The following is a 24,905-nucleotide window of genomic DNA, read 5'->3' as shown; positions in this document are numbered from 1 at the left end:
AAGAAACAAACATAAAAAAGCCGGCTTATGCCGGCTTTTTCATTTCCCCTCTAAGGAAAAACGCTCGGGGGTTAAAGGCTCAGTACCATAGTGTTGTTGAAATGATCTGATTAACTGCTGAGGCCGATCGGGGATCCCATCCTGTAGATAACTCTGTACCTGCTTTAACACATTACACTTGAATTCAGGGCTAGCGCCGATATCACTCCCCAGGTTATCTGCACTGAAATGAAACTTATGCCCTGCCGCTTCTGACAGCATCCACTCCAGCGCCTGGGGCTTTATCTCGACCTTCTCAAACTCGCGCTGTTCTGCAGAGGTACGACCATCAGGTTTATACCAGTAACCAAAATCAACCAGTTTTCTTCGCTCTGTTCCGGCAATACACCAGTGACTGATTTCATGCAAAGCACTGGCAAAAAAACCATGGGCAAAAATTACCCGATGACGGGAATCAGTTTCATCGGCCGGCAGATAGATGGGTTCATCATCACCCCGTAGTAAAACCGTATTCAATGAACCCGCAAATAAACTATTAAATAGTTCGACCAGGCTGTCGGCGGTTCTCTCAGCCATCAATAAATCACTACTCATTGCTGATATTTCACCCAGGTATCATTGTTAAGCCACCAGGTATCACCTGTATTCTGGTCAATCCGTGCAGCTACATAGCCTTTAACATCACCATTCGCACGCAATAACTGAACCTCATAGGAAGAAAGTTGAGGGGTAAATTCCTCATCCAGAGGCTGCCAGCTGTTATCCGCAGATATCCAGCTTTCTCCGGTAAAGCGGTTATAGCGTATCAACTTCCACTTCCCCTTGGCGGTATAACAGGTCGCAAGTTTGAATGGATCACCACCACCCAGTTCAGGCGCTATCTGTTGTAACTCTATTAACTGCTGGTCCAGTCGCTGCATCATATCCGACAGATCAGTCTCCTGCCCATCCACCTCAACCGGGCCTGACCCTGACTTAATCTGCTGAGCTAAAACCTGAAATTGAGTCAGTAATAATTGCACCCGTTCGGCCACAGCAGTGTTCTGAATTTTGAGTTCAAGGAACTGCTCCTGCATCAAAGTGATACGACCATTCAGTTTATCAAATTGCGCATTATGTTCCGCATTGACAGCTTCGCTCGATTCCGGGACAGTATTTTGCACACTTACAGCACCCTGATCTGAGCTTTGCGGCTGAACATTGGCAGCATTACAGCCCGCCAGCGTTAAAGTACTTAGGAAGCCCAACAAAACTAATCGGTTCACAGTTATCACCCTCAACATTTGGACTACATTCTAGCCGATGGTATGTCGCAGTAGAACCGCTTTTCCAGAATAAAAAAGGGAGCCAAAAGGCTCCCTGGTTTACTCATAAGAGTATTAACTGTAATCCACTATCCCAGGGTTACCCGCGACATTCTTAAGTTTAGGCGTATTCAGTTTATCGATACTGGCAACTTTACGATCCCGCAGATGTGTAGCGACCACATCCCAGATATCATCGCCTTCGGAACGAGATCCCACCGTCGCCCAACCCGAGACCTTATACGTCTTGGAGGCCTCGATCTTAGTGCCATTATCCAGTGTCATTTCACTCACACGCTGTCCTATTGGTCGGTTTGGATCACAAACATAGTCGAAACCTCCAACCCGGACCATATCACCACCGGACTGCAGATAAGGATCAGGGTTAAACAGGTTATCCGCCACATCTTCCAGTATCAGTTTAAGCTCCTCACCTTTCATCTCGCGAACATAGGTTTCAGGGTAGGTAAGGCAGGTCTGATCAAGAACATGCTCCATCGTTACCATCTGACCTTTAAGCACGGTTGTTCCCCAACGGAACCCTGGCGACAGAGAGATCTGAGCATCGTTCACATTACATAACGCATCACAAATCACCTGATCGAATGTACCGTTAAAGTTACCCCGACGGAACATCAGCTCATCAGCCACTGCCAACTCTTCACTGAGCCAGTCCATATGAGGTGCCCGGATATTATCAATCAACGTTGCCATCTGCGGATCAGCCGGTAACAATTCAGAAAATACCGGTAATAAGCGGTAACGGAAGTCCTGCACTTTACCGCCCCGGACATCCAGATCCATTACACCAACAAACTTCCCGTTTGATCCCACGTTACAGACTAAAGTCTTGCCGCCATTGTTTTTCACAATGGAGGGAACCGGCATACCATCATGGGTGTGACCACCCAGAATAACATCGATACCACTCACCCGACGGGCCATTTCAAGATCGACATCCATCCCGTTATGCGACAGTACAACCACAGCACCTACGTTTTCAGTTGCACGAATCTCATCGACCAGTTCCTGCATATTTTCATCATAGATATCAAAGGTCCAGTCTGGAATAAAGCGTGCAGGATTTGCGATTTTAGTCCGCGGAAAACACTGACCAATGACCGCAACACGGGCACCGCCCATCTCTTTAATGGTATAGGGCTTAAATACCCGGCCTGAGTCTTCATCATGAATATATTCATCGGCACCTTCAAACAGCGCATCTTCAGTAATGAACACATTCTGTGCCAGAAACTCACCATTAAACGCCTTAATATTCTTTAATATCTCTTCCTGATGATAGGTAAATTCCCAATGTCCGGTCATAATATCAACACCCAGATCATTGGTTGCCTCAACCATATCCATACCCCGGGTCTTATATGAGGTGCCCGAGCCCTGCCAGGTATCACCGCCATCTAGCAACAGGGTATTTGCCTGACCATAACTCTGACGTAGTCGGTTAACCAGTGTTTTAATATGAGCAAAGCCGCCAACCTTGCCGTACTTACCCGCAGCACTTTGATAGTTAAGGCAGGTAAAAGCATGGGCTTCCAGACTATTGGCCTGGATACCAAAATGATTTAATAATTTATCACCCACCAGATGAGGCGCTTTACCTAAAGCACTTCCTATACCCAGATTCACATTGGGCTCTCTGAAATAGATCGGCAGTAACTGCGCATGACAATCGGTAATATGTAGCAAGCGCACATTACCAAAATTAGGCACTTCATAGAGCTCAGCCGGCTGTTTTTTGGCCGCGAACCCTTGCATCGGAAGCATCCCTGCAGCACCGGCCAACCCCATTAACTGAGCAAACTCTCGGCGAGACATTGACATAAATATTCACCTGTCTTAATTAAAACCAACAATAGAACTAAACAAACACCAAAACTAAAAAAACCTGCGGTATTAACCGCAGGTCTGCTTCACTCTGGTTTTACTCTGGCACCGAAAGTTGCCAGTTAGATTGAGCATAGTGATACTGCTGAATACCGATACGCGCGTGATACTTAGCCTGAGCGGCCAGATCCAGCGCCTTGCGGTAATCGCCGTCCGCTTTAGCTGCTTCAGCCTTTTTAAGGATATCGCCCGTCAGCTTCCACTCAAAACCCAACGCTGCAACTTCCTTGTTTTTAGCTTTAGCTTTATCGATCATCATCTGAGCATTAGCTTCAGTCGCATCGACATTAGCTTCGGACTCTTCTTCATGGGTCGCCACATATTGATTGCCCTGCCATTCAAAGACCGCCCCCTGGCCATACATGGCACGCGCTTTCAGATAGGCTTTTTCAAAGCTTTCAGCCGCAGCAAAAGTTGGAGCCAGTGTCAGTGCAGCAACTATAATCAGTGCTTTTTTCATGATTCTTCTCCTCTTTTACTTACGTGCGCCCGGACCATTAACCACCAAACCATTACTCATATAAGTCTGGAAATATTCCAGATTACGGAAGGTTTCAGTTTGTGGCTTTAGCGGCTTAGAACGGGAATCTTTGTGGCAACCGGAATAACGACGATGCAGAGTTCCCAGATCACCCCATTTAGAGCGGAATACCGGGAAGTGTGATACATGACCCAGCTGTGGACTTGGCAGATCAGCACGAATACGGATATTCGTTCCCTGTACATGACAATTCGCACAGGACAGATTCAACTGACCACGCTTAGCATAAAAGAACTTTTTTCCATCCAGATACGCAGCCATTGCAGCCGTATCACCCTCGGGAATCTTTACATCGAAGACCTGATCCCGCGAGGTCCAGGCCATATAAGCAGAGACCTTGGCTATTTCACCTTTGCCCCATTTCAATGGTTGCTCGCCATTCGCTTCGCGGCATTCGTTGATCTCCATCTCCAGTGTTTTCACTGTCCCTTCTTCCTTACTCCAGTAAGGGAAGTTCTGGCGAATACCAACACCGCCGTTTTCGAAACAATCGGCGTAACCTTTGCCATTTGCAAAAGGCGTATTAAACAGCTCTTCACCCTCTTCAACAGCAAACTCGTAAGGAGGAAATTCTTCTATCTCCTCCCACTGAGCACGGGAATCAGCATCAACGGCATAGATACCATTTACATAATCCTGCACCTCTGATTCAGGGAAGCGTTTTTTAAAGTAATTTTGCAGGGCTGTACGATCAGCTTCAGGGTTGACTGTTGCCAACGTAAAACCTGAATCAGCCGCCTGAGTCATCTGTGTTGCCAGAACAACACCCAGACTCAAAGTCATCATTTTTATTATTTTCATTAAATACTCTCCACAGCTTTACCCATAAGTAACACCGACATCGAGATATACCATCCCGCCCGGACTTACTTAATCGCGGCAGTCTCACTACCTGTCTTACCTGTATTTTCAACCCAGTTTAAGGTCAGCTCTTCACCCTTAGCACCGCCTGCAAAGCTGAATGCCAGATACGGGTTTTTAGATACAGCCGTACCCAGGTTGGCAGTAAACACTGTTTTTCCACCATGCTGTACAGAGATCTCCTGCAGGAACATTGCAGGAATCAATTCACCGGTCTTTTTATCTTTGCGTTGACCGCTTTCCATAATGTGCTTTGCCATCAGCTTAACGTTAGTAACTTCGCCTTTAGCCTTAGCTTTAACTTTCATAATACCAGCCATAATTTTTTCCTCGTCTAAGCTTAAAAGCGATTAACCGCCACAACCACCGATAGTGACTTTAGTTTCCTGTGAAGCACTCAGTAGCTGGCCGTCGGCCTTAACTACCGCAGTGATGTTGGACGTTTTACCCATACGGATCCGGGTAGAAACTTCCGCTTTTGTGCCGGCCGGTACCGAAAACTCTGCTACCAGCGGTGTAGGATTCCCTTCAACAAACAAGCTGATTGATTCAACATTAGCTGCCGTGGTTTTAACTGTTACAGGCACAACCGCACCATTTTCAGCGATGCTTGGCGCTTTCAGAGTTACATCAGCGCTGGCAGTGGGTTCAGCACCTAACAGGGCTTTCATAGCATTCGCCTGGTTATCTGAACCAAAAGCATCTTGATTCCATGCAGCCATCGCCAGGCGTGGCATCAGAACACTTGCTCCGATCAGGGCTCCACCGGTAGCAATAGCCTTAATTACTTTACGACGATTCATCATTCTTCTAATCCTCTATCTATCGATATTCTTTAACCGCGCTTTCTATTGAAGCTTTAGTCAAAATTCGATCTTTAAAACTGATAAACGTATTCGACGACAGCGTCGATCTCTTGTTCAGATAAAATCCAGTGCTTACCTAACGGGGGCATAATGGTTAATGGGTTGTTTACTGTCGCATCCCAAACCTGTGCCCGTAGCACTGCCTTATCAGGGAAACGTTGTTTCATTGCTACGATAGGTGGTCCCTGATTACCTGCCTGAGTCGCATCAGCATCTTCAATCTGATGGCAGGAAACACAGTTCCCTTTCGACTTATTCAGGTAAACAGCCTTACCCATCGCAATCAATTCAGCCTTATCTACAGCCTGAGCCGTACCCGCTGACAGCATCGCCATTAAACCTGCTGCATAAAACGAGGTTTTCAGCTTTTGCATTCGCATTCCTCCGGAATTACCTTTTTCAGGTTATTTTTATTGTTATAACAAGCCCCACCGCCTGAGCAATGGAGCCTGAATCTTTGCCTACTGGCTTGATTCCACCATATAAGCGACAGCTTTTTTCACCTGCTCATCGGATAAATCAGTACGACCGCCCTTAGGTGGCATCATACCGGTTTCACCCGAAAAGCCTTTTATTGCATGCTCAACCAATAGCGGCATACCCTGATCGATACGGCCCTTCCAGGCAGACTTATCACCAAACTTAGGCGATCCTGCAATACCCGATGAGTGGCAAGCCTGACAGGCATTGTCATAAGTCTCACGACCGGCTATAGCATCCTCAGTCAGTGCCAGGGTATCAGCAGCATTCTCTTCTACTGTTTCACCGTGCAACGAACGCTCTTTTTCTTCCTGAGCCTGATGCGATGCTGCCGGTGCATCGGCACCTTCAACAAAATGGCCTACCGGTGTTACTCCCTGCAAAGTACCTACAATCTGCAACTTGGCTGGATCTGCACAGTTTTTCATACACCGGTTATTCTTAACATCTGGCCGGGGATCAACAAAAAAACCTTCCTGATTAGGCATCTCAACAGCCGCTAATGTATCTTTGTTAGCCACAAACTCTTCATCAACTATCTCATTCAGGTACAGCACATAGGCCGACAGTTGGTAAGTCTGATCATCTGTCAGCGAACGCGGTGCTGTGAAAGGCATTGCCCGTCGAATGTAGTCATATAAGGTACTGGCATAAGGCCAGTAGCTACCCACGGTTTTTACCGGACGTTCTTCTGTCAGTGTATCTTCACCACCCGCCAGTACCGGCCAGCGACCTTCACCCTCACCAAACAAACCATGGCAAGTAGCACAAAGTTGTTCATACAACTCTTCACCATCAGCAACTGAGCCTTCACCTGCTGGCAGACCTTTACCATCAGGTCGGATATCAATATCCCAGCCCTGAATCTCTTCAGCCGTCGCCGTTGTTCCAAAGCCATACTTCTCACCGGCACTCACCATACCCGGCGTTGCCAGAACAGTAGTAACAGCCGTTGCCAGAAGGGCATTTTTAACTAATCTGAACATTTTTAACCCCTCCGTTCGCTTCAACTTTCCAGCTGTGAATTGAATTTTTATGGTAGATAGAGTTGGTACCCCGGGCTTCGCGGAGCTGACCTAAGGTCGGCTGAACATAACCGGTTTCATCAATTGCCCGACTTTGTAGTAACCATGGCTGACCATCCCACTTTGTAACCAGGCTGAAGCGAGTCAGTGCTTTATCCAGCACTAAGCCTTTCAGGTTGGCAGGAACCCAGCTAACGCCACCATCAAAAGAGATATCTACCTGCTTGATTTTGCCGCGACCAGACCAGGCCATCCCTTCAATCTCAATCAAACCACTTTTAACAATTGGATTTTCAGGACAAGGGTTGGTAATAACCGAATTAGTTTCCTGTACAAAGGTAAACTTACGCGCCCGGCCGTCGGCCATCAGATCGGTATATTTAGAGGTTTCTTCACGGTGGTACCATGGCTTATCACCCACTTCGAGGCGACGTAGCCATTTGATGGAGGTATTACCCTCCCAACCAGGGTTCAGCAGCCGTAATGGATACCCCTGCTCAGGTCGTAGCATTTCGCCATTCTGCGCGTATACCACCAAGGTATCATCCAACGCTTTTTCCAGAGGAATTGAGCGGCTCATATGAGATCCATCAGCCCCTTCAGCCAGGATCCACTTACCTTCTGGCTTTACGCCGGCTTCTTCCAGCAGAACCCGCAACGGCACACCGGTCCACTCACAGCAACTTAACATGCCGTGGGTAAACTGCAGCGCTTCCATCTGCGCACCTTTCCACTCCATACCACCATTGGCAGGACATTCAATAAACTTAATTTCGGACACCGATGGAAAACGCATCAGGTCTTCCATGGTAAAGATAATGGGTCGCTCAACCAGACCATGAATCATCAGACGATGTTCTTCTGGCTTAATCTGGGCAACACCTGCGTGATAGCGTTCAAACACCAGACCATTTGGAGTAATTATGCCCTTCAGGTCCTGAATCGGCGTCATACTGATCGAGGCGATCGATTCAGCCGTCAACCAGGGTACTGTTCGGCGCACCACTTCTTTTTCATAAGCTGAAGGTTGGCCGTAAGGCTTATCTACAACACCCGCCCCCAGCTGACGCCCCCAGGATGGCTCCATTGGGGGTAGATTTTTACTTGCAGCAGCGGTCCCTGCAAACGTTGTTGCTGTCATCGCTCCAGCAGCAAGCATCCCTTTTTTTAGAAAATCCCGGCGATCGGAAATTGACAAGCCTTCAGACTCCCGCGCTAACTGCTCCATTAGCTCACGAGTCGACAGACTTTTAATCGGATTGGACATCCACGCCTCCAGACGATTTGTTCTATGCAAACTTAGCTCGTCAGACCCAAATTTCAGGCCTGCATATTATTATTTGAGATAAGCTTATACTTGGTTGGAATATATAAGAATTCGACCATTGTCTAGGAATACATGATATTCATCATATATATGGATTTAATTGATTAGATTTACCTTATATTTTGGTTGATTGGCACTTCTTAGAACAAAGGGTTAGACATTCTTGACTACTCTCTTCGCATCGGCAGCCCTGACCTGAACAATCCGGTATCGTTTTTTTAGGCAAAAAAAACCGCAGCCTCGGCTGCGGTTTTAACTATATTTTTATTAAAGCATTAGCGATGCTGCCATTCAGGTTTACGTTTATTAATAAACGCATCTATCCCTTCTCCGGCATCATGGGTCATCATATTGCCGGTCATCACTTTACTGCACTCTGCATAAGCTTCTGCAAGCGGCTTGTCTATCTGACGTGCATAAGCCTGTTTACCGATAGAGATCGCTTTACGTGAACTAGCTGCAACTTTAGCGGCAACTTCTGCTGTCTTTTGCTCCAGCTCATCGTCAGCAACAACCCAGTTAACAAGCCCCATCTCCCAGGCTCGCTCAGCACCGATCATATCGCCGAGCAGCAGCATCTCCATCGCATGCTTCTTTGTTACAACACGACTTAAAGCAACCATCGGCGTTGAACAGAACAGACCTATATTAACCCCCGGCGTGGCAAACCTTGATTTTTCGCTGGCCAATGCCAGATCACAGCTGGCAACCAACTGACAGCCTGCAGCTGTTGCTACGCCATGTATCTGGGCAATAACAGGGATCGGCAGATTGACTACACGTTGCATCAACGTTGAGCAGGTATCAAAAGTACACTGATAATACGCTTCCTCCCCCTCACCCAACATCTGCTTCAGATCATGCCCGGAGCAAAAGCCCCGACCACTACCTTTCAATACGATGACCCGGACTGATATATCATCGGCTATTTCATCAAAGGTAGTGATCAGCGCCTGCATTAACTCCAGCGAAAGCGAGTTATAAGCATCGGGACGGTTCAAAGTAAGAGTACAGATACCATCATTATCTTCACGAATTAGCAGTGTGTCGCTCATAGCAACCTCAGGTTATTGTTATTTGATAACCTGAGAAACTAATGCAAAAAGAGGAATAAATAAAGGAAAACCCTTACACAATAGACAAAAGTTAGATTGTCAGTTGCTCAGATTTTTGGCCAGGAAACGGTCTAATTGATTAGCAAACTGCTGGCGATCCTGCTGCCCCAGCTTTGGCGGACCACCAGTATCAATACCGGAGCTACGTAACTGGTCCATGAAATCTCGCATGTTAAGTCGCTGACGAATATTTTCCGGAGTATAGAATTCTCCCCGGGGATTGAGGGCATGGGCTCCTTTTTCGATCACTTCCGATGCCAGAGGAATGTCTGCAGTAATGACCAGATCAGCCGCAGAACACTTTTGTACTATGTAATTATCCGCCACATCGAAACCGGCGGGCACTTGTACCATATCGATAAAGGCCGAATTAGGTGTTTGTAAGAACTGATTGGCAACCAGAGTGACCTGCAAAGATTTTCTATCCGCAGCACGAAATAAAATCTCTTTAATCACATTAGGACAAGCGTCCGCATCAACCCAGATCTGCATAGTTTTCGCTCAACAAAAGACAGTTAGACCAAAGATACCCACTAAACAAACAGATAAACACTTACAAAGAAAGTATATCAATCGTCTCTGGTACCGCTTTCTGGCTGGTACTAACGCTGTTTACTGCAGCATCAGGATCGGCAATACCATGGGCATAACCCCGTTGCAGCCCTTGAAAGTCAAACAGTTCAGTATCAACCAGGTGCGAAGGTACCACGTGACGCAAAGACCGGAACATCGTCTCGATACGACCTGGATGGTGTTTATCCCAATCCTGGAGCATCTCCTTGACTACCTGACGTTGTAAACCGTCCTGCGAGCCGCACAAGTTACATGGAATAATCGGGAACTCACGCAGGTCAGCGTACGCCATAATATCTTTTTCACGGGCATAGGCCAGTGGCCGGATAACCATATTCCGACCATCATCACTTACCAGCTTTGGTGGCATCGATTTTAACTTACCGCCATAGAACATATTCAGGAAGAAGGTTTCCAGAATATCGTCCCGGTGATGGCCCAAAGCGATCTTGTTAGCACCAATCTCTTCGGCAAAACCATATAAGGTTCCACGACGTAGACGTGAACATAGCGAACAGGTTGTCTTACCCTCAGGTATGACTTCTTTGACAACCGAATAGGTATCCCGCTCTATGATATGAAATGGCACACCGATATCAGAAAGATAGGCGGGCAGAACATGCTCGGGGAATCCAGGCTGTTTCTGATCCAGGTTTACTGCCACTATCTCAAAACTGATAGGGGCACTCTTCTGCAAATTCATCAGAATATCCAGCATGGCAAAAGAGTCTTTACCACCTGACAAACACACCATGATCTTATCGCCATCTTCGATCATATTAAAATCTTCGATCGCACGACCCATTTCACGGCGCAGACGTTTCTGCAGTTTATTCAGACGGGTTTTCTGTTGTTTAGCCAGTTCTTCGCTCATAACCGATATTCAAAAAGAGGTTGCTTGAAAGGCGGCGATTATAGCGGAATTGGTAGAATTAAGCAGCCCGAATAGCTGCTGGAGATCAAATACACCGCAGTCAAAAAAGACTGCGGTGTTTTAAAGCGATCCGATCAGGAAAAAGATCAGTTCAGATGCGATATTTCCTGCCGTTCTTCATCGTTCAGAACAGCTTCACGGTCAATGTTCAGGACACTTAACAGATCACCCATAGCATTTAAGACTCGGAACTGAGTCATGATGCGATCTTTGTCAGCTGTAAGTAGCTCACGACGCGCCTCAAACAGTTCATTTTCCGCATCTAACAAGTCGACCAGTGTACGACGCCCCAGCTTGAACTGCTGCTCATACGCATCCAGCGTTTTTTCTGACTCAATCACATGCGCTTCAAGAAACTCCATCTGACGTTCCAGCAACTGATAAGCATTCCAGGAAAGACTCATACCTTCTGCTACCTGACGCTGAGCACGATCACGGATTGCACTGGCTTCCATTAGCTTGTAATAGGCGTCTTTTTTACGATAGCTGTCCGATTTACCATTAAACAGGTTGTAACGCATCCGAATCATCGCGGTCAGGTCATTATTATAACCAACGCTACCATCCAGGTTATTGTTCCAGGTTCCGCCCAGCTCAAGACGAATATCTGGACGGAAGTTTGAATCCTGAATTTTTAACTGAGCTACCGCTGCATCAATATCCAGCTGTGAAGACAGCAGAGTCGGATGTACCTTACCCGCACGCTCTAATGCCAGCTCATAAGAAACCGGCATATTCTGATCAACCGGTTGCGGTTTGATCAATCCCAATGCTTCGCGGCCAACCACTTTATAGAATCGAGCCTGGGCATCCAGCACATTATTATCCGTTGCCAGATAGTTAGTATGCGCACGACTCAAACGACCTTTAACCTGAGACAAATCAGAAGCAGAACCCAGACCGTGCTCGGAACGCTTACGAATACCATTCAGAATTTCGATATGAGCTTCCAGGTTATCCGCAGCTAGAACCGCGGCTTCCTTCGCGTTGATCACTGACATATATGCATCAGCAACTTCAAGCGTTGTATTTTCTGCTGCAGTCCAAAGCTGAAAACGCTGCGCTTCTGCTTCAGCCCGGGTACGGCTCATATCATTACGGGTACGCAGACCGTCATACAACATCTGACTGGCCGTCAGGGAGGCTTCTCCCCGCTCCAGATCAACATAATCAGAACTGCCAGTTGAAGCTCGGGTTGACGGGCTATTAGTCCACTCCCCGCCCCAGCCAAGCGCCAGATCAACCGTTGGCAGATAACCTGCCTTAGATATACCGATCTGCTCTATTCGACTCAGATACTGGTTTTTTACAATTGCCACATCCGGCGAGCTTTCGATTGTATACGAAGCCGCCTCCATCAGGGTTTGCGCTGAAAGCGTCCCCGACCATGCCAAAATGGCGATAGCGCCTAATTTTGGTAATTTCCCCATTGAACCATTCCCCCCGGTTAAGTCCATTTACATTTTATCTTTCGCGTAAGGCTTGCTGCTGTGCCTTAAATATTGGTTTCAGCAGATAATCAAGCACACTTTTCTTACCCGTCATGATGTCTACTGTTGCCATCATGCCCGGAATGATCGGCAGTGATGTATTTCCTCTGCCAAGATCGTTATTCTCTGTTTTAACCCGTATCAGGTAGTAGATATTGCCCTGATCATCTTCGATGGTATCGGCACTGATATGTTCAACCGTGCCTTTCAAGCCACCGTAAATAGAAAAATCATAGGCCGTCAGCCGAACAACAGCCGCTAATCCAGATCTTAAAAAGGCGATATCTTTGGGTGACACTTTTGCTTCGATCAACAGATGATCTTCAGTAGGAACAATTTCGACCAGATCCATACCCGGGCGTATAACACCGCCAATGGTATTAACCGAAATTGTTTTTATTGTGCCCTGAACCGGGGATATAACAGTAGTGCGATCAACCCGGTCACGCAGGCTTACCTGTTGTTCAGTACTCTGCTTGAATTGCGCCAAACGTTCGTTTAGTTTCTGTTGACTTTCACTTCGAGCATTTAACGCGATTTCACGACGTTTCGCAACAGCTTCCTGTACACTTAGCTGCACTTTAGGGAGTAATAGCTTTACCCCCTCAAGCTCTTGTTTGTAGTTATTCAGATCCCTTTCAAGCTTAATCAGCTCAATTTTCGGAATGACGCCCTGCTCAGCCAGAGGGCGGGTCATACTAACCTCTTGCAAACTCAGCTTGTATGAACGCTGTATATGGCTGAGTTTAGATTCCAGTTCACGCTTTTCCTGAACCCGCTGTTCAATTTGACGCCCAAGAATATCTAACTGGTTACTCAGATTACGCAGATGTTCTTCCAACTGCGCCTGCTCGCGACCGTATAACAGAGGATACTGAGCCTTCCACTCATCACTCATCAGAATAGGCTGAGCTTGAATACCCACCTGTTCCTGCCACTGAGAGGCATTGCCATTGCCGCTAATAATTATGCTGTTCAACTCAGCCTTATGACGAGCGACCGATATTTCAAAATATGCACCTTCCTGAGCCTGGCCTCGAAAGTCCGATAGAAACTGAGTTTCATCGACCCGTAACAGAGACTGGCCCGCTTCGACCTGGTCTCCCTCTTTAATATAGATATCTTTCAGGATGCCGCCTTCGAGATACTGAACAACCTGCACCTGCTGCGAAGGTATCACGCTACCTTCACCCCGGGTAATCTCATCCAGCTCAGCGAAATAGGCCCAGACAAGCGCCACCACAACAAAGCAGACAACACCCCATAAAAGAATTCTTGAGCTTCTGGGAGTATCCATCAAGGTGCTGGCGGCAGCATTGTCAATAAATTCATGGAGGTCTTTATCCACAGCAGGCTGATCAGAAGAACTGCCAGCCATCGCTTTAACCGCATCTTTTACTTTATTGGGTACTGGTCTGTTCACAGACGGTGGCGCAGACATAACTACTTCGCCTCCTTCTGGGCAGGTTGCTGACGATTAACGCCTTCACGTAGCCAGGTAATAACTTCCGCTTTGGGGCCGTCAGCCAGTAACCGGCCATTTTCAAGTACGATAATCCGATCAACAACATCCAACAGACTGGATTTATGGGTGCTTAAAATCAGCGTTTTGTCGCTATCAAGCTCTTTCAATCTATTCATCAAATACAGTTCTGACTTACGATCCAGCTGACTGGTAGGTTCATCCAACAGTAATATTGGCGGATCCATAACAATCGCCCGGGCTGCAGAAACGGCCTGACGCTGACCACCTGAAAGCTGCCGACCGCCCTCACCTACCTGACGTTCAAGTCCTTCAGGATCGTGATCTGTAAAGGCCGAAACACCGCCCCACTTAGCCGCTTTTAGTAAAGCTTCATCACTGGTAAAAGGTGCGCCCATGGTGATGTTGTCACGGATACTACCGAAGAAGAGATGGTTATCCTGGGTAATACAGCCAATGTTCCGGCGCAAATCAGCCGGATGAAGCTGTGCGATATTAACGCCATCCATTCGCACATCGCCTTCTGTCGGCTGATAAAGCCCAAGAATTAGCTTTTCTAAGGTGCTTTTACCTGCGCCTATACCACCGATCAGGGCAACACGTTCACCTTGTTCAATAGTGAAACTGATTTCATGCAGTGCGTAGCTTTGCTGGCCAGGGTAAGCAAAGCTCACCTTATCAAACTCAATTTTACCCTTAAGCTGGGGGCGACTTACGTACTTCTTATTCTCTTCCTGTTCAACAGGCATTTCCATCACCTGATTAATCAGGCTCATAGATGCCTTGGCCTGATTATACCGGGTTGCCAACAATGATAGCTGAGCTAACGGCTGAACCGCACGACCGCCTAACATCACCGCAGCAATAATGCCGCCCATGCTCAACTCACCCGCGGCAACCAGGTAGACTCCCATCACCACAACACCAACGGTCATCATCTGCTGTAGAAATGCTGACAGACTTGACGCACCATTGGCCAGCTTACGGGTCTGAATATCATGCTGCCCCATCTTACTAACAGCTTGCTCCCATATCACCTGATACTGGCTTTGCGCACCATTAATCTTTACAGCCTCAAGGCCACTCAGGCCCTCAACCAGGGTGGCCTGTTTTTGCGAAGAAAGTTTCGAGGTGATCTCTATCTGTTGCGCCAACGGTTTCTGGATATAAAGGCTATACCCTATCAGAATCACCATTACCGTGAGCGGCACCGCAACCAATGGACCACCGACCGTCCAGATAACCAGCAGGAAGATAACCGCGAAGGGTAGATCGACCAGCGCACTAACGGTTGCAGAGGTGATGAACTCGCGAATCGACTCAAAAGACTGCAGATTATTAGCAAAAGCGCCGACAGACAGCGGACGGGCCTCCATTCGTATTCCCATTACCCTGGCAAAGATTTTCGCCGATAGCTGCAGATCAAGCTTCTTTCCCGCCACATCGATAAAATAAGAACGCAGATGTTTAAGTACAAAATCAAACAGAAAAACCAGAGAGATGCCTATTGCCAGCACCCAGAGTGAATCGAACGCCAGGTTAGGTACGATTCGGTCATACACATTCATCACGAACAGAGGCGATGCAACAGCAAACAGGTTAATCAGGAAAGACGCAATCAGCACATCCCGATAGATCGGCATTGCACTACGAAATGTACCCCAGAACCAGTGTTCATTCTTGGTATCCAGTACATCAGGGCTACGCTGATCAAATTTATACTTCTTTTTGACATAGAACAGGTGGCCAGAATAATCAGCCTCTAGCTGTTCAATGCTCAACTCCGCTTCTGCATCACCCGCCTCGGGCTGTAAAACCCGGGCAGTGCCACTCTGCTGATCAAGTGACATCAGCACGCAACAGCGACGATTTTTCAGCAGTAAAACACAAGGTAACAGCAGCTCGTGTACATCAGTCAACCGTTGATCTGTCAGCCGTACAGATAACCCTGCCCGTTCTGCAGCACGAGGAAACAATTCAGGCGTAAGCGCGTTATCGACTAACGGTAAACCACTGCAGAGCGAGTCTTCAGAGGCAGGCATACCATAGTACTTACCCAGCAATAGCAGGGATTCCAGCAACGGATCGATACTTTGTGACCGACCAGAATCTAAATCCCAGTCTGTATTAAGTTGCGTCACCTTGTTTTGTTTCCTCTTTTCTACAACGATTTAATAACTCGTATAAAACAGATGTTTTGATCTTTATCCAGAGCAAAAAAAGAGCAGTCGGTTAACAGACTGCTCTTTCGTCCTTAAATAAGGATCTTAGGATCGGCCATATTGATCAGTTCATTAAGTACCTGTACATCAGTCAAGCCTGCATCAAGATTAAGATCACTCTTTAATGAAGCCAGACTCACATCATCCAGTACGATCTGCTGAGTAATATCCGCACCATCATGTACATTCAGAGTCACTTGAGATGCACTATCAACCAAACTCAGATAGTCAGCAATAGGATCACCATCTTGCATACCAAGCGAATCAAGCATTCCACTCAGATCAAGTTTATCTTCAAGTACATTGAAGTCACCTACCGTATCTATTGCAGGACTGTCAGCTGTTCCCTGATCACCACCATTCCAGTCAAAGGTATCCAAACCAGCGCCACCGATTAACAGATCGTCACCCGCACCACCGGTAAGGATGTCGTTACCATCACCGCCATACAATACATCATTACCGTCGGCGCCGAACAACTCATTACTTTGTCCATCTTTACCAATGATAATGTCATCACCCACGCCGCCTTGTAGCTTAGCGTTGTCGACAATACTAATATTTACAGTACCGGTATCAGTTAACACACCATCAGTTATCGAGTAGTCATAGGCTGCATCAGTAACGTTAGTATCATCAATAGTTAACCACAGATCATAGCTACCAGTATCATTGGTACCATTCTCTCCAACACGTACAAAGTAGTCACCGTCTTCATAAGCAGTGAACTGCATAAATGCATCATCAGTATCGATTGAACCTTCACCACCATGGCCTATGTCATAGTCATAATCATAAGTACGGCGGATCCGAGTTCCATTTGAATCAAAAAGCTGCAATTCAGAGTGCTGAATACTTTCGCCATTATCGATATCAGCAATCAGTATCTCACCCTTTTTAAGTTGCACTTTTATATAGTCGGTATCATCTCCACCATCGGAAATGGTACCTGTATATTTCAAACTTGCCAGCTCAGGATTAGCAACATTGGCAGCTTCGGCCCCTGTAACCGCACCAAACAGGGATCGATCAGTCAAATCATCAGCATTAGCAATGGAGTTGTTACTACCCGATTCACTGATGATTGAATAACTCGCACCAAAGTCGGTTGAATATGGAGACGCTGGTGTAAACTCAATACTGTCAGCATCTTCAGAAATAGTTCCTCCTGAAGCGTTTGAAGCACTTCCGAACGTAAACGAATCACCATCCAGGTCCTGATCGTTATTCAATAGAGCTTCTTTAGCAACATCGATAGGCGCATCAATAATATTGGTAATAATATGGTCATTACCAACGGTTGGATTAGTATCAAAATTAAGATTAACCGTTAGATTTGATACAACCTCATCACCATCATTATCCCGGCCAACAAGGATAAATACCTCCTGCTTGCCAATGATACTTGCGTCTAAATCAATATCGTAATTAAACGTACCTGTCAGGTAGTCCAGATGCATGGTTCCACCCTCAGGTGTAGTGAAGGTGACGCTCGCATCAGAACCGTTATAGGTATATATATCAGAGCCAATGGTAATGGACTTGATATATCCGCCATCGGCACCCAGAGTAATACCATCATCTCCGCCACCGAGAACAGACATGCTACCGGCAACTGAACCACTCACTGTATCGTAAAGTGAGCCTATAAGTTCACTCTCATCCTGAATAATAATCGGTGCATCTGGATAAGCGACGACATCAATTCCCTGATTAAGGGTAACTGTATTAATAGCACCAACACCAACACCTATTGATTTAGTAGCATTGGCATCAACAAATGCCTCCCACTGCGCTGCAATTGTTGAGACGTTACCTTCATTTTCATGGCCATCAGAAAGGAAATAGATCATCGTCTGATCCGATGATGGCTGAGAGAAACCAGACATCAACAGTTCTAATGCCGATTGATAATCGGTACCTGTATCAACAGGCACCGCCTGAAGATACTCTTTACCGCCCTGGATATCAGTCCAACCCGACTCTGCTGCAGATGAGCCAAAGTCAACGATTTTGACATTTACATCACCAATCGCGTCATAACCTTGCAACATGTTGTGGAGAGCATCTACGGCCAGATCATGACGGTTACTGTAACCCGGTACGTCAGGATCACCATTCATACTGCCTGATCTATCATAAATGATGATGATATTGGATGTCAGAACACCTCCAGATGCCTGCAGATTATGCACAGCATCAGTGGCCTCAGGCATATCATCCATGACACTTACCGTCAGAGCCGCTTGAGCAGAATCGCCATCAGCCTGTTGAAGTACATAATTAAAGACTTCTTGATCGGTGACGCCAAAACTAGTGGCTGCGGTAAGGGTATACGTATAGTCACCGGCATTAGGACCGGATGCGTCGACAATCAATTCACCGTAAGCAGTTGTAACCGTAATGGTTCCACCGACAGGCGTCACACCATTAATAGATACCAGGCTAGCCCCTTCAAGAGTGTCGTTACCATATAGATTACCGGTAGCAATATTTGCCCCGCTACCTGCATCGGTACCCTGCAATAAAGCTGACTCAAATACAGTATTATCATCAGCAACCGCTGTAGGAACGGTACCATCAGTTAAATGAATAGCAAAAGTACTGATGTTAGCGCTGCCATCAGAGCTCAAAGCCCGCACCCCTACACTAGGGTCAGGATCATTGGCACGATCAAATAAACTGGAATCTACGACCGTAATGACACCGGTAACAGAATCAATAGCAAATGCGCCACCATAGTCATTAGTCAAACTATAAGTAACACTATCAGCAGGGTCTGGATCTACTGCAATCGCAGTAATACCAACCACAGTACCGGCCGGCGCATTCTGAGCAACCTGGTTAAGGTTAATATCAGCATCTGTTACCGGACCTATTGGCTGGGGAGCATCATGGGTGATAGTCAATGTGGTTTGATTTGACTGATCGCCCTCGGCATCGGCTATTACATAAGTAAACTGATCTTCAAAACCATCAGCCCTTGTGTAATCAATATCATAGACATAATACTCATCAGCATGAACGCCTGTTGGCACACTCATGACAACGTACTGGAATGACTGCCCGCCCGTATCAATATCAACATCGTATGTATTAGTGTTTCCACTGAACGTTGAACTTGCGACTTTCTGGTGATTTGAATCGTAAGCTGTCCATACACCGTTCTCATTACCAAAACTATGCAGTGTAATTGTTGCTTCTGTTGCACTTTCACCAAGATCCATCAACAGTGCCTCGGCACCGCTGGCATTGTCATTATCTAATCGGCCATCTTCACCACCAGAAACACCAATCCCCTGAACACTACCACTGTTATCAGAATACACCGAGCCGTTTACAGCCCCGGTCAACAGTGTATTGTTTGACTCATAAGCAGTGCCAGCTGAGTACGCAGAAAATGAAACCTGACTCCAGTTAGGTAAACCGCCACCACCATCATGAACAGCAGCACTGGATATTGAAGTATAGGTATAGCTACCATCCTGGTTGATATCCAAGGTGCCATAAGTCCCGATAACAGTTAAATTACCGCTGCCATCAAAACCAGTATTACCATTGACAGAAACAATCGTTGCAGGTCCCTCGCCGAACAGTTCATCGGCACCACCGGCATCTGTTACGACATTTCCAGATACCGTATCCCCGTATTCAACGTATGATTGATCAGGGTTAGCAACCGGGACTTTATTAACAGCACGCACATCAATAATGGCGGTTGCTGAATCGAAATAGATACCATCCGTAACTTCAAAAGTTATTGGCAGATCCTGCCCAACAAAATCGACAGCAGGATTGAAAGTCCAGGTACCATCACCGTTATCGGTTATAGATCCGTACAATGAATCAACGGTCACAGAGCTGATGTTTAATACATCCTTACCATCAGGATCAGTACTATTAGCTAGCAGCTCAGCTTCAGTAACGATGATAGCGCTATTGATCATCATACCGCCAAGATCTACATCACCAGCAACGGGTGGATGAGTTTGCGTTGACGAAGGAGCTGCTAAAGAAGTTGCGTTGTGATGGATATTAAGGACCGCCGTATCAATATCACCATCATCATCTAACGCTGTATATGTAAAGCTATCTGCAGCGATATCCTTAGAACCAAAGGTAATGCTTTCAAGGCGAATGCCCTGACCAGGACCGGCTACAGTTATGGCTATATACTGAATCATAGTGCCTGCAGGAATGTCATCAGGACCCACAGCAATTATATCGGTACCGTCACCGTTCATCGTTCTGACACCACCGATAGCATCACCATCTGCATCAAACAAACGATATTCAACCACTTCATTGTCAGCAAGATCTTGAAGGGTCGCGTTAATCACATTAACCTGACCTTCAAAGTTGTATATCAACTGCTCCTGATCATTAATTCGTCCAGGCTGAGTAACACCCGCATCCACACCCAGACTATCTGATTGATTATGAAAGCCGATCTGGCTGTAAGCAGCAGGAAGGTTTGCAACATCAAGCGCCCCACCACTCAGAATAATGGCATCATTAGCGCCGTAGAAAATACCTTTGCCATTTTCCCATTCGCCTAAATCAGCTCCGGTGGCCATGCCTACCGCAAGGTTAGAAGTGTAGGTATAGCTACCATCACTGAGTAGGGTTAAATCGCCATAAAGGCCTTCAATCGTTGAACCAACATTGCTCGTTGTCTGGTTCCCTGTATCACCGACCTCGACCCCGACGACAGTTGCAGGGGTATCCTTAATCTGATCGTTGGCTAACACATCACCGGCGATAGATGCCGAAGCCAATAAGTTAAGGGCTTCATTATCATCTAAGGCGTTGATACTGATATCAGTGACATTCAAGCTAACCTTAGTCCAGGCAGAATCGTTAGTTCCATCGGTAGCCGTATAGTAAAAATAATCCTCGAGAACATCATTGCTCGTGTGGTCAAGTACCGGTGCATGATATTCAAATGAACCATCAGCGCTCATGACAACAAAACCACCCAGGGCCGTTGTAAAAGAGCTTACACCGTCAACAGACTGAATTCCTGTGCCACTGCTATCTGAAGCGACACTAACAACACTAAGGCCTTCCCCTTTTGGATCGGTATCATTTTCGGTAACGCTATCTGCGGTTATAGCAACCGAAGTATACAAAGAGGAGTCTTCGACTAACGAGTAGCTATCGGCAACAGCGACAGGCACAGGATCAGCGGCTATTGATAGCTCTATATTACTGACAACGGCATCGCCATCACTATCCATTAGCTGATAATTCACACCCAACAGAACGTTATCCTGACCAGCTTCGACTGGAATCTGTTGCAGTTGAGAAACGCGATACTCACCCGTAGCAAGATCAATTATTTCAAGCTCAAGAACAGCGGTACCTGCGATACTACCCGTTAACATCAAACCGTTGGCTTGCCAAACAATACTTGTATCTGGAGCCAGGTTTTGCGTCGTGACATCTGTATTCCAAGTAAACGGGGTTGTATCGTGCTGCCCATCAGCGCCAAAGAGGGCTTCAGTCACCCCGTCCAGATTGCCGGAATAACTTACCGAGCTGCCAACCATTGATATATTATCGACAAAAGCACCATGCGTAATATTTCCACCCTGTCCTCTGTCAACATCATCCAAGCCATGTAGCTCTATTCTGCCACCATCAACTGTCGCAGTCAGAGCAACGCTAACCTGCATCCAGCCATTTCCTGCGTCCGTAGTAGAGACGTTATAGCCAGACGAAGCATTAACGCTATAAGGAAAAGAATCACCAAGCGCACCATCAACAGTAAGGATATCTTCACCTTCCCAAACCACTTTCATCCGGCCATCACCCGATTTACTGTTACGTGGTTTGTAATAAAATGAGAAATCGTACTCTACACCTTTGATAGAGTTAACATCCTGGTACATCTGGACATTTGCATCAGTTGCACCAGCCGTAACAATTGATTGAAGCTCAATATAAGAGACGCCATCTTGAGCGGGGAACTTGTCTCGTTGCAACTCCATTGCTGGATTAGGGGCATCCGTGGTCCAACCATCTAACTCCCTTACCAGCCCCCAGGTACCAAAGTCTTGAATTTCACCAGGATCTTTCACACTATTATTAACATTATTGTCTTCAAAGCTTCCGTTAACCATCAGATCGTGGAACACGGCATTATCCAAACTAACATTGGACGACATTGTTAAAGGAACGTCATCGTTTACAGTAATACTAAACTCAACGTCTAAAGGACTCGCCGTCTGCTGGTCAGTATTCAGAGGATCAAAATTTGAATCGAGCACCTGAAGGGTTAGCGGAATAACTATATCGTTTTCACCAGCACCTGTTGGATGATCAATAGGCATATATTGGGTAAACGCATAACCCGTATTTGTCGAACTATCAATCTCTACGGTAAATACTGTATCAACACCACCGTTAATAGTTGCCCTGAGAGTATTGGTTGGCTGATCCCATGAGTAAGAGATAGCCTTACTACCTGAAGTAAGCTGATCTCCATTACTATCAAGTGACAAACTGTCATCAATGGATAAGTGAAGGTCCGTACCTATATTGTTGATTAAGCCAGATATCGAAACATTATTGCTAAGATCAGTGTCAGTATTCTCATCTACATCATCATCGTCTGCAGCGATGCTAGTCGTAGTAAATGAGAAGTCATCATTGAGAATTACAGTCTCAACAGTAGTCACATGCGCGGTAGCACTACTATCTGTATATCCTGCAACAGAAAGATCATAGAACTCACCGGTATCTTCTACCGCCGTAATTGTTGCTGTATAGCTTTCATCATCTTCAACATGCCCATCTCCATTTGTAGCAACCGTAAATGTGGTCGAAGAACTTCCCGAATCGATGGTATATACCTGGGTGTTATTACCCGGTGTACTGTATGCGTAGTCACCGTTATCTGCAGTAATGTTAGCGAATGAAATAGTGACTTCAGTATCTGATGAAACTGTGACTGGATTACCATTAATGTCACGTAACTCAATGGTGTATGCAGATGTTGTATCACCTTCAACAACATCACCAGGGCCAATAAGAGTGGCATAAACCGTGGCATCGGTAAGCTCAATCGCTACCGCAGCAGTATCTCCTGCCGGAGTTGCGAAGTTATCATCGGATACTTCGACTGTCAGGTTGTAGTTACCCAGATCTCCATCATCGATATCCTGATTCAGTGTAATCTCACCACTGATAGAATCAATTGTGAATACGCCATCAGTCTGAGTGCCATTGGCAAAACGGTAACTCAGAGTATCTCCATCTGCATCGTCTGCAATAACACTACCCACTGGAGTACCGCTAGTGCTGCCCTCTGGCAAGCTACCGAAGTCGTAGCTGTCTGCATTCGGAGCATCGCCTTCAACATCGCTGCCGGAACGGAATTCAGGGATATCGGTCACCGCATCCACGGTGATCGCCAGCGTTGAGCTGGCGGTATCGGTTGGATCGTTATCATCCACAAGGCTGTAGCTCACCACCGGTACACTGCCGTGGTAGTTCGGTGCCGGGGTAAAGTCGTAGCTACCATCAGCATTCACGGTCAGATCACCGATCGGGTTGCTATCGCTATCAACCAGCGCGGTAACGCTACCCAGTACCAGGGCGGTCTGGCTGCCGCTGCCATCCACATCGACGGTCGCGCCGGTCAGGGTATGGCTGCTGCTATCGGTATCGGTCAGGTTGGCGAACAGGTCGCCCCCGCTGATCGCGGTATCTTCGTTGGTGTTAACGTTCTCATCCAGATCCGTTATCGCATCGGTCACCGCATCCACGGTGATCGCCAGCGTTGAGCTGGCGGTATCGGTTGGATCGTTATCATCCACAAGGCTGTAGCTCACCACCGGTACGCTGCCGTGGTAGTTCGGTGCCGGGGTAAAGTCGTAGCTACCATCGGCATTCACGGTCAGATCACCGATCGGGTTGCTATCGCTATCAACCAGCGCGGTAACGCTACCCAGTACCAGGGCGGTCTGGCTGCCGCTGCCATCCACATCGACGGTCGCGCCGGTCAGGGTATGGCTGCTGCTATCGGTATCGGTCAGGTTGGCGAACAGGTCGCCCCCGCTGATCGCGGTATCTTCGTTGGTGTTAACGTTCTCATCCAGATCCGTTATCGCATCGGTCACCGCATCCACGGTGATTTTTGCAATAGCAATATTTGAACTCTTACCTCCGTCGTTCACCACTACTTCGATAATACGATCCGTGGTATTAGGATTCTCACTGGTGTTATTAAAGGTAATCGATTCGATCGCCGTCTCGTAAGACGCCAGCGTCGCACTACCACTCAGGGTAACAACATTACCGACGACACTCGCCGTAATTCCCGCTGGCAGTAGACCCGCCGCCAGAACATCACCCACTTGACCATTCGTCAGTGTGATCGTTGCACTTTCGATATTACTGTCATCAACATCCGTGATACTACTATCCAGATCCGCTATCGCAACCGCACCACCGTTCTCGGTAAAGTTGACCTGATAATTAGCTCCAGTATCCGTGCTGTCATTTGAATCTAAATCAAGTGTCGGAGGCTGATCATTATCCAGAATGGTCGCCTGCGCACTCGCTGTATCGGTCGCATCCGCCGTGTTCGTCGCGGTCAGCGTGAACTGCTCATCTGCTTCGGTAACCAGATCGTCCAGTACATTGATGTACACATCCACACCACTGCCGTCGGCTGGCAGCGTAATCGGGCTGCTGATCGGCGTGTAGTTCGTGCCATCAAAGCTGTAGAACGCATTCTCGTAATCACTGCCGATATCCAGGCCACTCAGCG

The 24,905-nt window shown here is 46.9% G+C and carries 17 protein-coding genes; all 17 read right to left on the bottom strand.

The annotated features are described in order from the left end of the window. Positions 1-39: 39 nt before the first annotated feature. A complete protein-coding gene (locus EHS89_RS04535) occupies positions 40-594 on the bottom strand; it encodes an elongation factor P hydroxylase (protein ID WP_276330360.1) in 555 nt (184 codons plus the stop codon). Continuing rightward, complete coding sequence (locus EHS89_RS04530; RefSeq protein WP_124924947.1) at positions 591-1,265, bottom strand: tol-pal system YbgF family protein; 675 nt, start codon at positions 1,263-1,265, stop codon at positions 591-593. The genes EHS89_RS04535 and EHS89_RS04530 overlap by 4 nt, the downstream gene beginning before the upstream one ends. A 114-nt stretch (positions 1,266-1,379) precedes the next feature. Continuing rightward, positions 1,380-3,146 carry a thiosulfohydrolase SoxB gene (gene soxB, locus EHS89_RS04525; protein ID WP_124924946.1) on the bottom strand — a complete coding sequence of 589 codons (1,767 nt, stop codon included), beginning with the start codon at positions 3,144-3,146 and terminating at the stop codon, positions 1,380-1,382. Between the two features lie 100 nt (positions 3,147-3,246). After that, complete coding sequence (locus EHS89_RS04520; protein ID WP_124924945.1) at positions 3,247-3,669, bottom strand: SoxAX-binding protein; 423 nt, start codon at positions 3,667-3,669, stop codon at positions 3,247-3,249. A gap of 15 nt (positions 3,670-3,684) precedes the next feature. After that, positions 3,685-4,551 (bottom strand): sulfur oxidation c-type cytochrome SoxA, encoded by an 867-nt coding sequence (gene soxA, locus EHS89_RS04515; protein ID WP_124924944.1) that lies wholly within the window; start codon positions 4,549-4,551, stop codon positions 3,685-3,687. A 65-nt stretch (positions 4,552-4,616) separates the two neighbouring features. Next, positions 4,617-4,931, bottom strand: a complete 315-nt coding sequence (gene soxZ, locus EHS89_RS04510; RefSeq protein WP_124924943.1) for a thiosulfate oxidation carrier complex protein SoxZ — start codon at positions 4,929-4,931, stop codon at positions 4,617-4,619. Between the two features lie 30 nt (positions 4,932-4,961). Further along, positions 4,962-5,417 carry a thiosulfate oxidation carrier protein SoxY gene (soxY, locus tag EHS89_RS04505; protein ID WP_188885304.1) on the bottom strand — a complete coding sequence of 152 codons (456 nt, stop codon included), beginning with the start codon at positions 5,415-5,417 and terminating at the stop codon, positions 4,962-4,964. Positions 5,418-5,488: 71 nt separating this feature from the next. Continuing rightward, positions 5,489-5,851, bottom strand: a complete 363-nt coding sequence (gene soxX, locus EHS89_RS04500) for a sulfur oxidation c-type cytochrome SoxX (protein ID WP_124924942.1) — start codon at positions 5,849-5,851, stop codon at positions 5,489-5,491. 87 nt (positions 5,852-5,938) lie between these two features. Then, entirely contained in the window at positions 5,939-6,943 is a 1,005-nt protein-coding gene (locus EHS89_RS04495; RefSeq protein ID WP_124924941.1) for a c-type cytochrome, read from the bottom strand. After that, the gene (soxC, locus tag EHS89_RS04490; protein ID WP_188885305.1) at positions 6,927-8,249 is read right to left on the bottom strand and encodes a sulfite dehydrogenase; all 1,323 of its coding nucleotides are present in this window, start codon (positions 8,247-8,249) and stop codon (positions 6,927-6,929) included. Before soxC ends, EHS89_RS04495 begins: the two co-directional genes overlap by 17 nt. A gap of 335 nt (positions 8,250-8,584) precedes the next feature. Beyond that, positions 8,585-9,364, bottom strand: a complete 780-nt coding sequence (locus EHS89_RS04485) for an enoyl-CoA hydratase (protein ID WP_124924940.1) — start codon at positions 9,362-9,364, stop codon at positions 8,585-8,587. 99 nt (positions 9,365-9,463) lie between these two features. Beyond that, entirely contained in the window at positions 9,464-9,916 is a 453-nt protein-coding gene (locus tag EHS89_RS04480; RefSeq protein ID WP_124924939.1) for a YaiI/YqxD family protein, read from the bottom strand. Positions 9,917-9,977: 61 nt separating this feature from the next. Then, positions 9,978-10,871, bottom strand: coding sequence for a tRNA 2-thiocytidine(32) synthetase TtcA (gene ttcA / locus EHS89_RS04475; protein ID WP_124924938.1), 894 nt, complete (start codon positions 10,869-10,871; stop codon positions 9,978-9,980). 146 nt (positions 10,872-11,017) lie between these two features. Continuing rightward, on the bottom strand, positions 11,018-12,361 hold the full coding sequence (locus EHS89_RS04470; RefSeq protein WP_170167413.1) for a TolC family outer membrane protein: 1,344 nt from the start codon (positions 12,359-12,361) through the stop codon (positions 11,018-11,020). A gap of 34 nt (positions 12,362-12,395) precedes the next feature. Then, entirely contained in the window at positions 12,396-13,862 is a 1,467-nt protein-coding gene (locus EHS89_RS04465) for an HlyD family type I secretion periplasmic adaptor subunit (RefSeq protein WP_124924936.1), read from the bottom strand. Between the two features lie 2 nt (positions 13,863-13,864). After that, positions 13,865-16,045: a type I secretion system permease/ATPase gene (locus tag EHS89_RS04460; protein WP_229753802.1), complete on the bottom strand. Its 2,181-nt coding sequence runs from the start codon at positions 16,043-16,045 to the stop codon at positions 13,865-13,867. Positions 16,046-16,158: 113 nt separating this feature from the next. Then, positions 16,159-24,786, bottom strand: a complete 8,628-nt coding sequence (locus tag EHS89_RS04455; protein WP_211340295.1) for a cadherin-like domain-containing protein — start codon at positions 24,784-24,786, stop codon at positions 16,159-16,161. Positions 24,787-24,905 lie beyond the last annotated feature (119 nt).

This window comes from Amphritea balenae (assembly GCF_003858655.1).
Taxonomy (GTDB): Bacteria; Pseudomonadota; Gammaproteobacteria; order Pseudomonadales; family Balneatricaceae; genus Amphritea; species Amphritea balenae.
This window is presented reverse-complemented; position numbering and strand designations above follow the sequence as displayed.

Bases quoted from the DNA above. Each gene is read 5' to 3' on its own strand.
- EHS89_RS04470 (WP_170167413.1), bottom strand. From the start codon at position 12,361: ATGGGGAAATTACCAAAATTAGGCGCTATCGCCATTTTGGCATGGTCG.
- soxC (WP_188885305.1), bottom strand. From the start codon at position 8,249: ATGTCCAATCCGATTAAAAGTCTGTCGACTCGTGAGCTAATGGAGCAG.
- ttcA (WP_124924938.1), bottom strand. From the start codon at position 10,871: ATGAGCGAAGAACTGGCTAAACAACAGAAAACCCGTCTGAATAAACTG.
- EHS89_RS04520 (WP_124924945.1), bottom strand. From the start codon at position 3,669: ATGAAAAAAGCACTGATTATAGTTGCTGCACTGACACTGGCTCCAACT.
- EHS89_RS04535 (WP_276330360.1), bottom strand. From the start codon at position 594: ATGAGTAGTGATTTATTGATGGCTGAGAGAACCGCCGACAGCCTGGTC.
- soxX (WP_124924942.1), bottom strand. From the start codon at position 5,851: ATGCAAAAGCTGAAAACCTCGTTTTATGCAGCAGGTTTAATGGCGATG.
- soxB (WP_124924946.1), bottom strand. From the start codon at position 3,146: ATGTCAATGTCTCGCCGAGAGTTTGCTCAGTTAATGGGGTTGGCCGGT.
- soxA (WP_124924944.1), bottom strand. From the start codon at position 4,551: ATGAAAATAATAAAAATGATGACTTTGAGTCTGGGTGTTGTTCTGGCA.
- EHS89_RS04495 (WP_124924941.1), bottom strand. From the start codon at position 6,943: ATGTTCAGATTAGTTAAAAATGCCCTTCTGGCAACGGCTGTTACTACT.
- soxZ (WP_124924943.1), bottom strand. From the start codon at position 4,931: ATGGCTGGTATTATGAAAGTTAAAGCTAAGGCTAAAGGCGAAGTTACT.
- EHS89_RS04485 (WP_124924940.1), bottom strand. From the start codon at position 9,364: ATGAGCGACACACTGCTAATTCGTGAAGATAATGATGGTATCTGTACT.
- EHS89_RS04465 (WP_124924936.1), bottom strand. From the start codon at position 13,862: ATGTCTGCGCCACCGTCTGTGAACAGACCAGTACCCAATAAAGTAAAA.
- EHS89_RS04480 (WP_124924939.1), bottom strand. From the start codon at position 9,916: ATGCAGATCTGGGTTGATGCGGACGCTTGTCCTAATGTGATTAAAGAG.
- soxY (WP_188885304.1), bottom strand. From the start codon at position 5,417: ATGATGAATCGTCGTAAAGTAATTAAGGCTATTGCTACCGGTGGAGCC.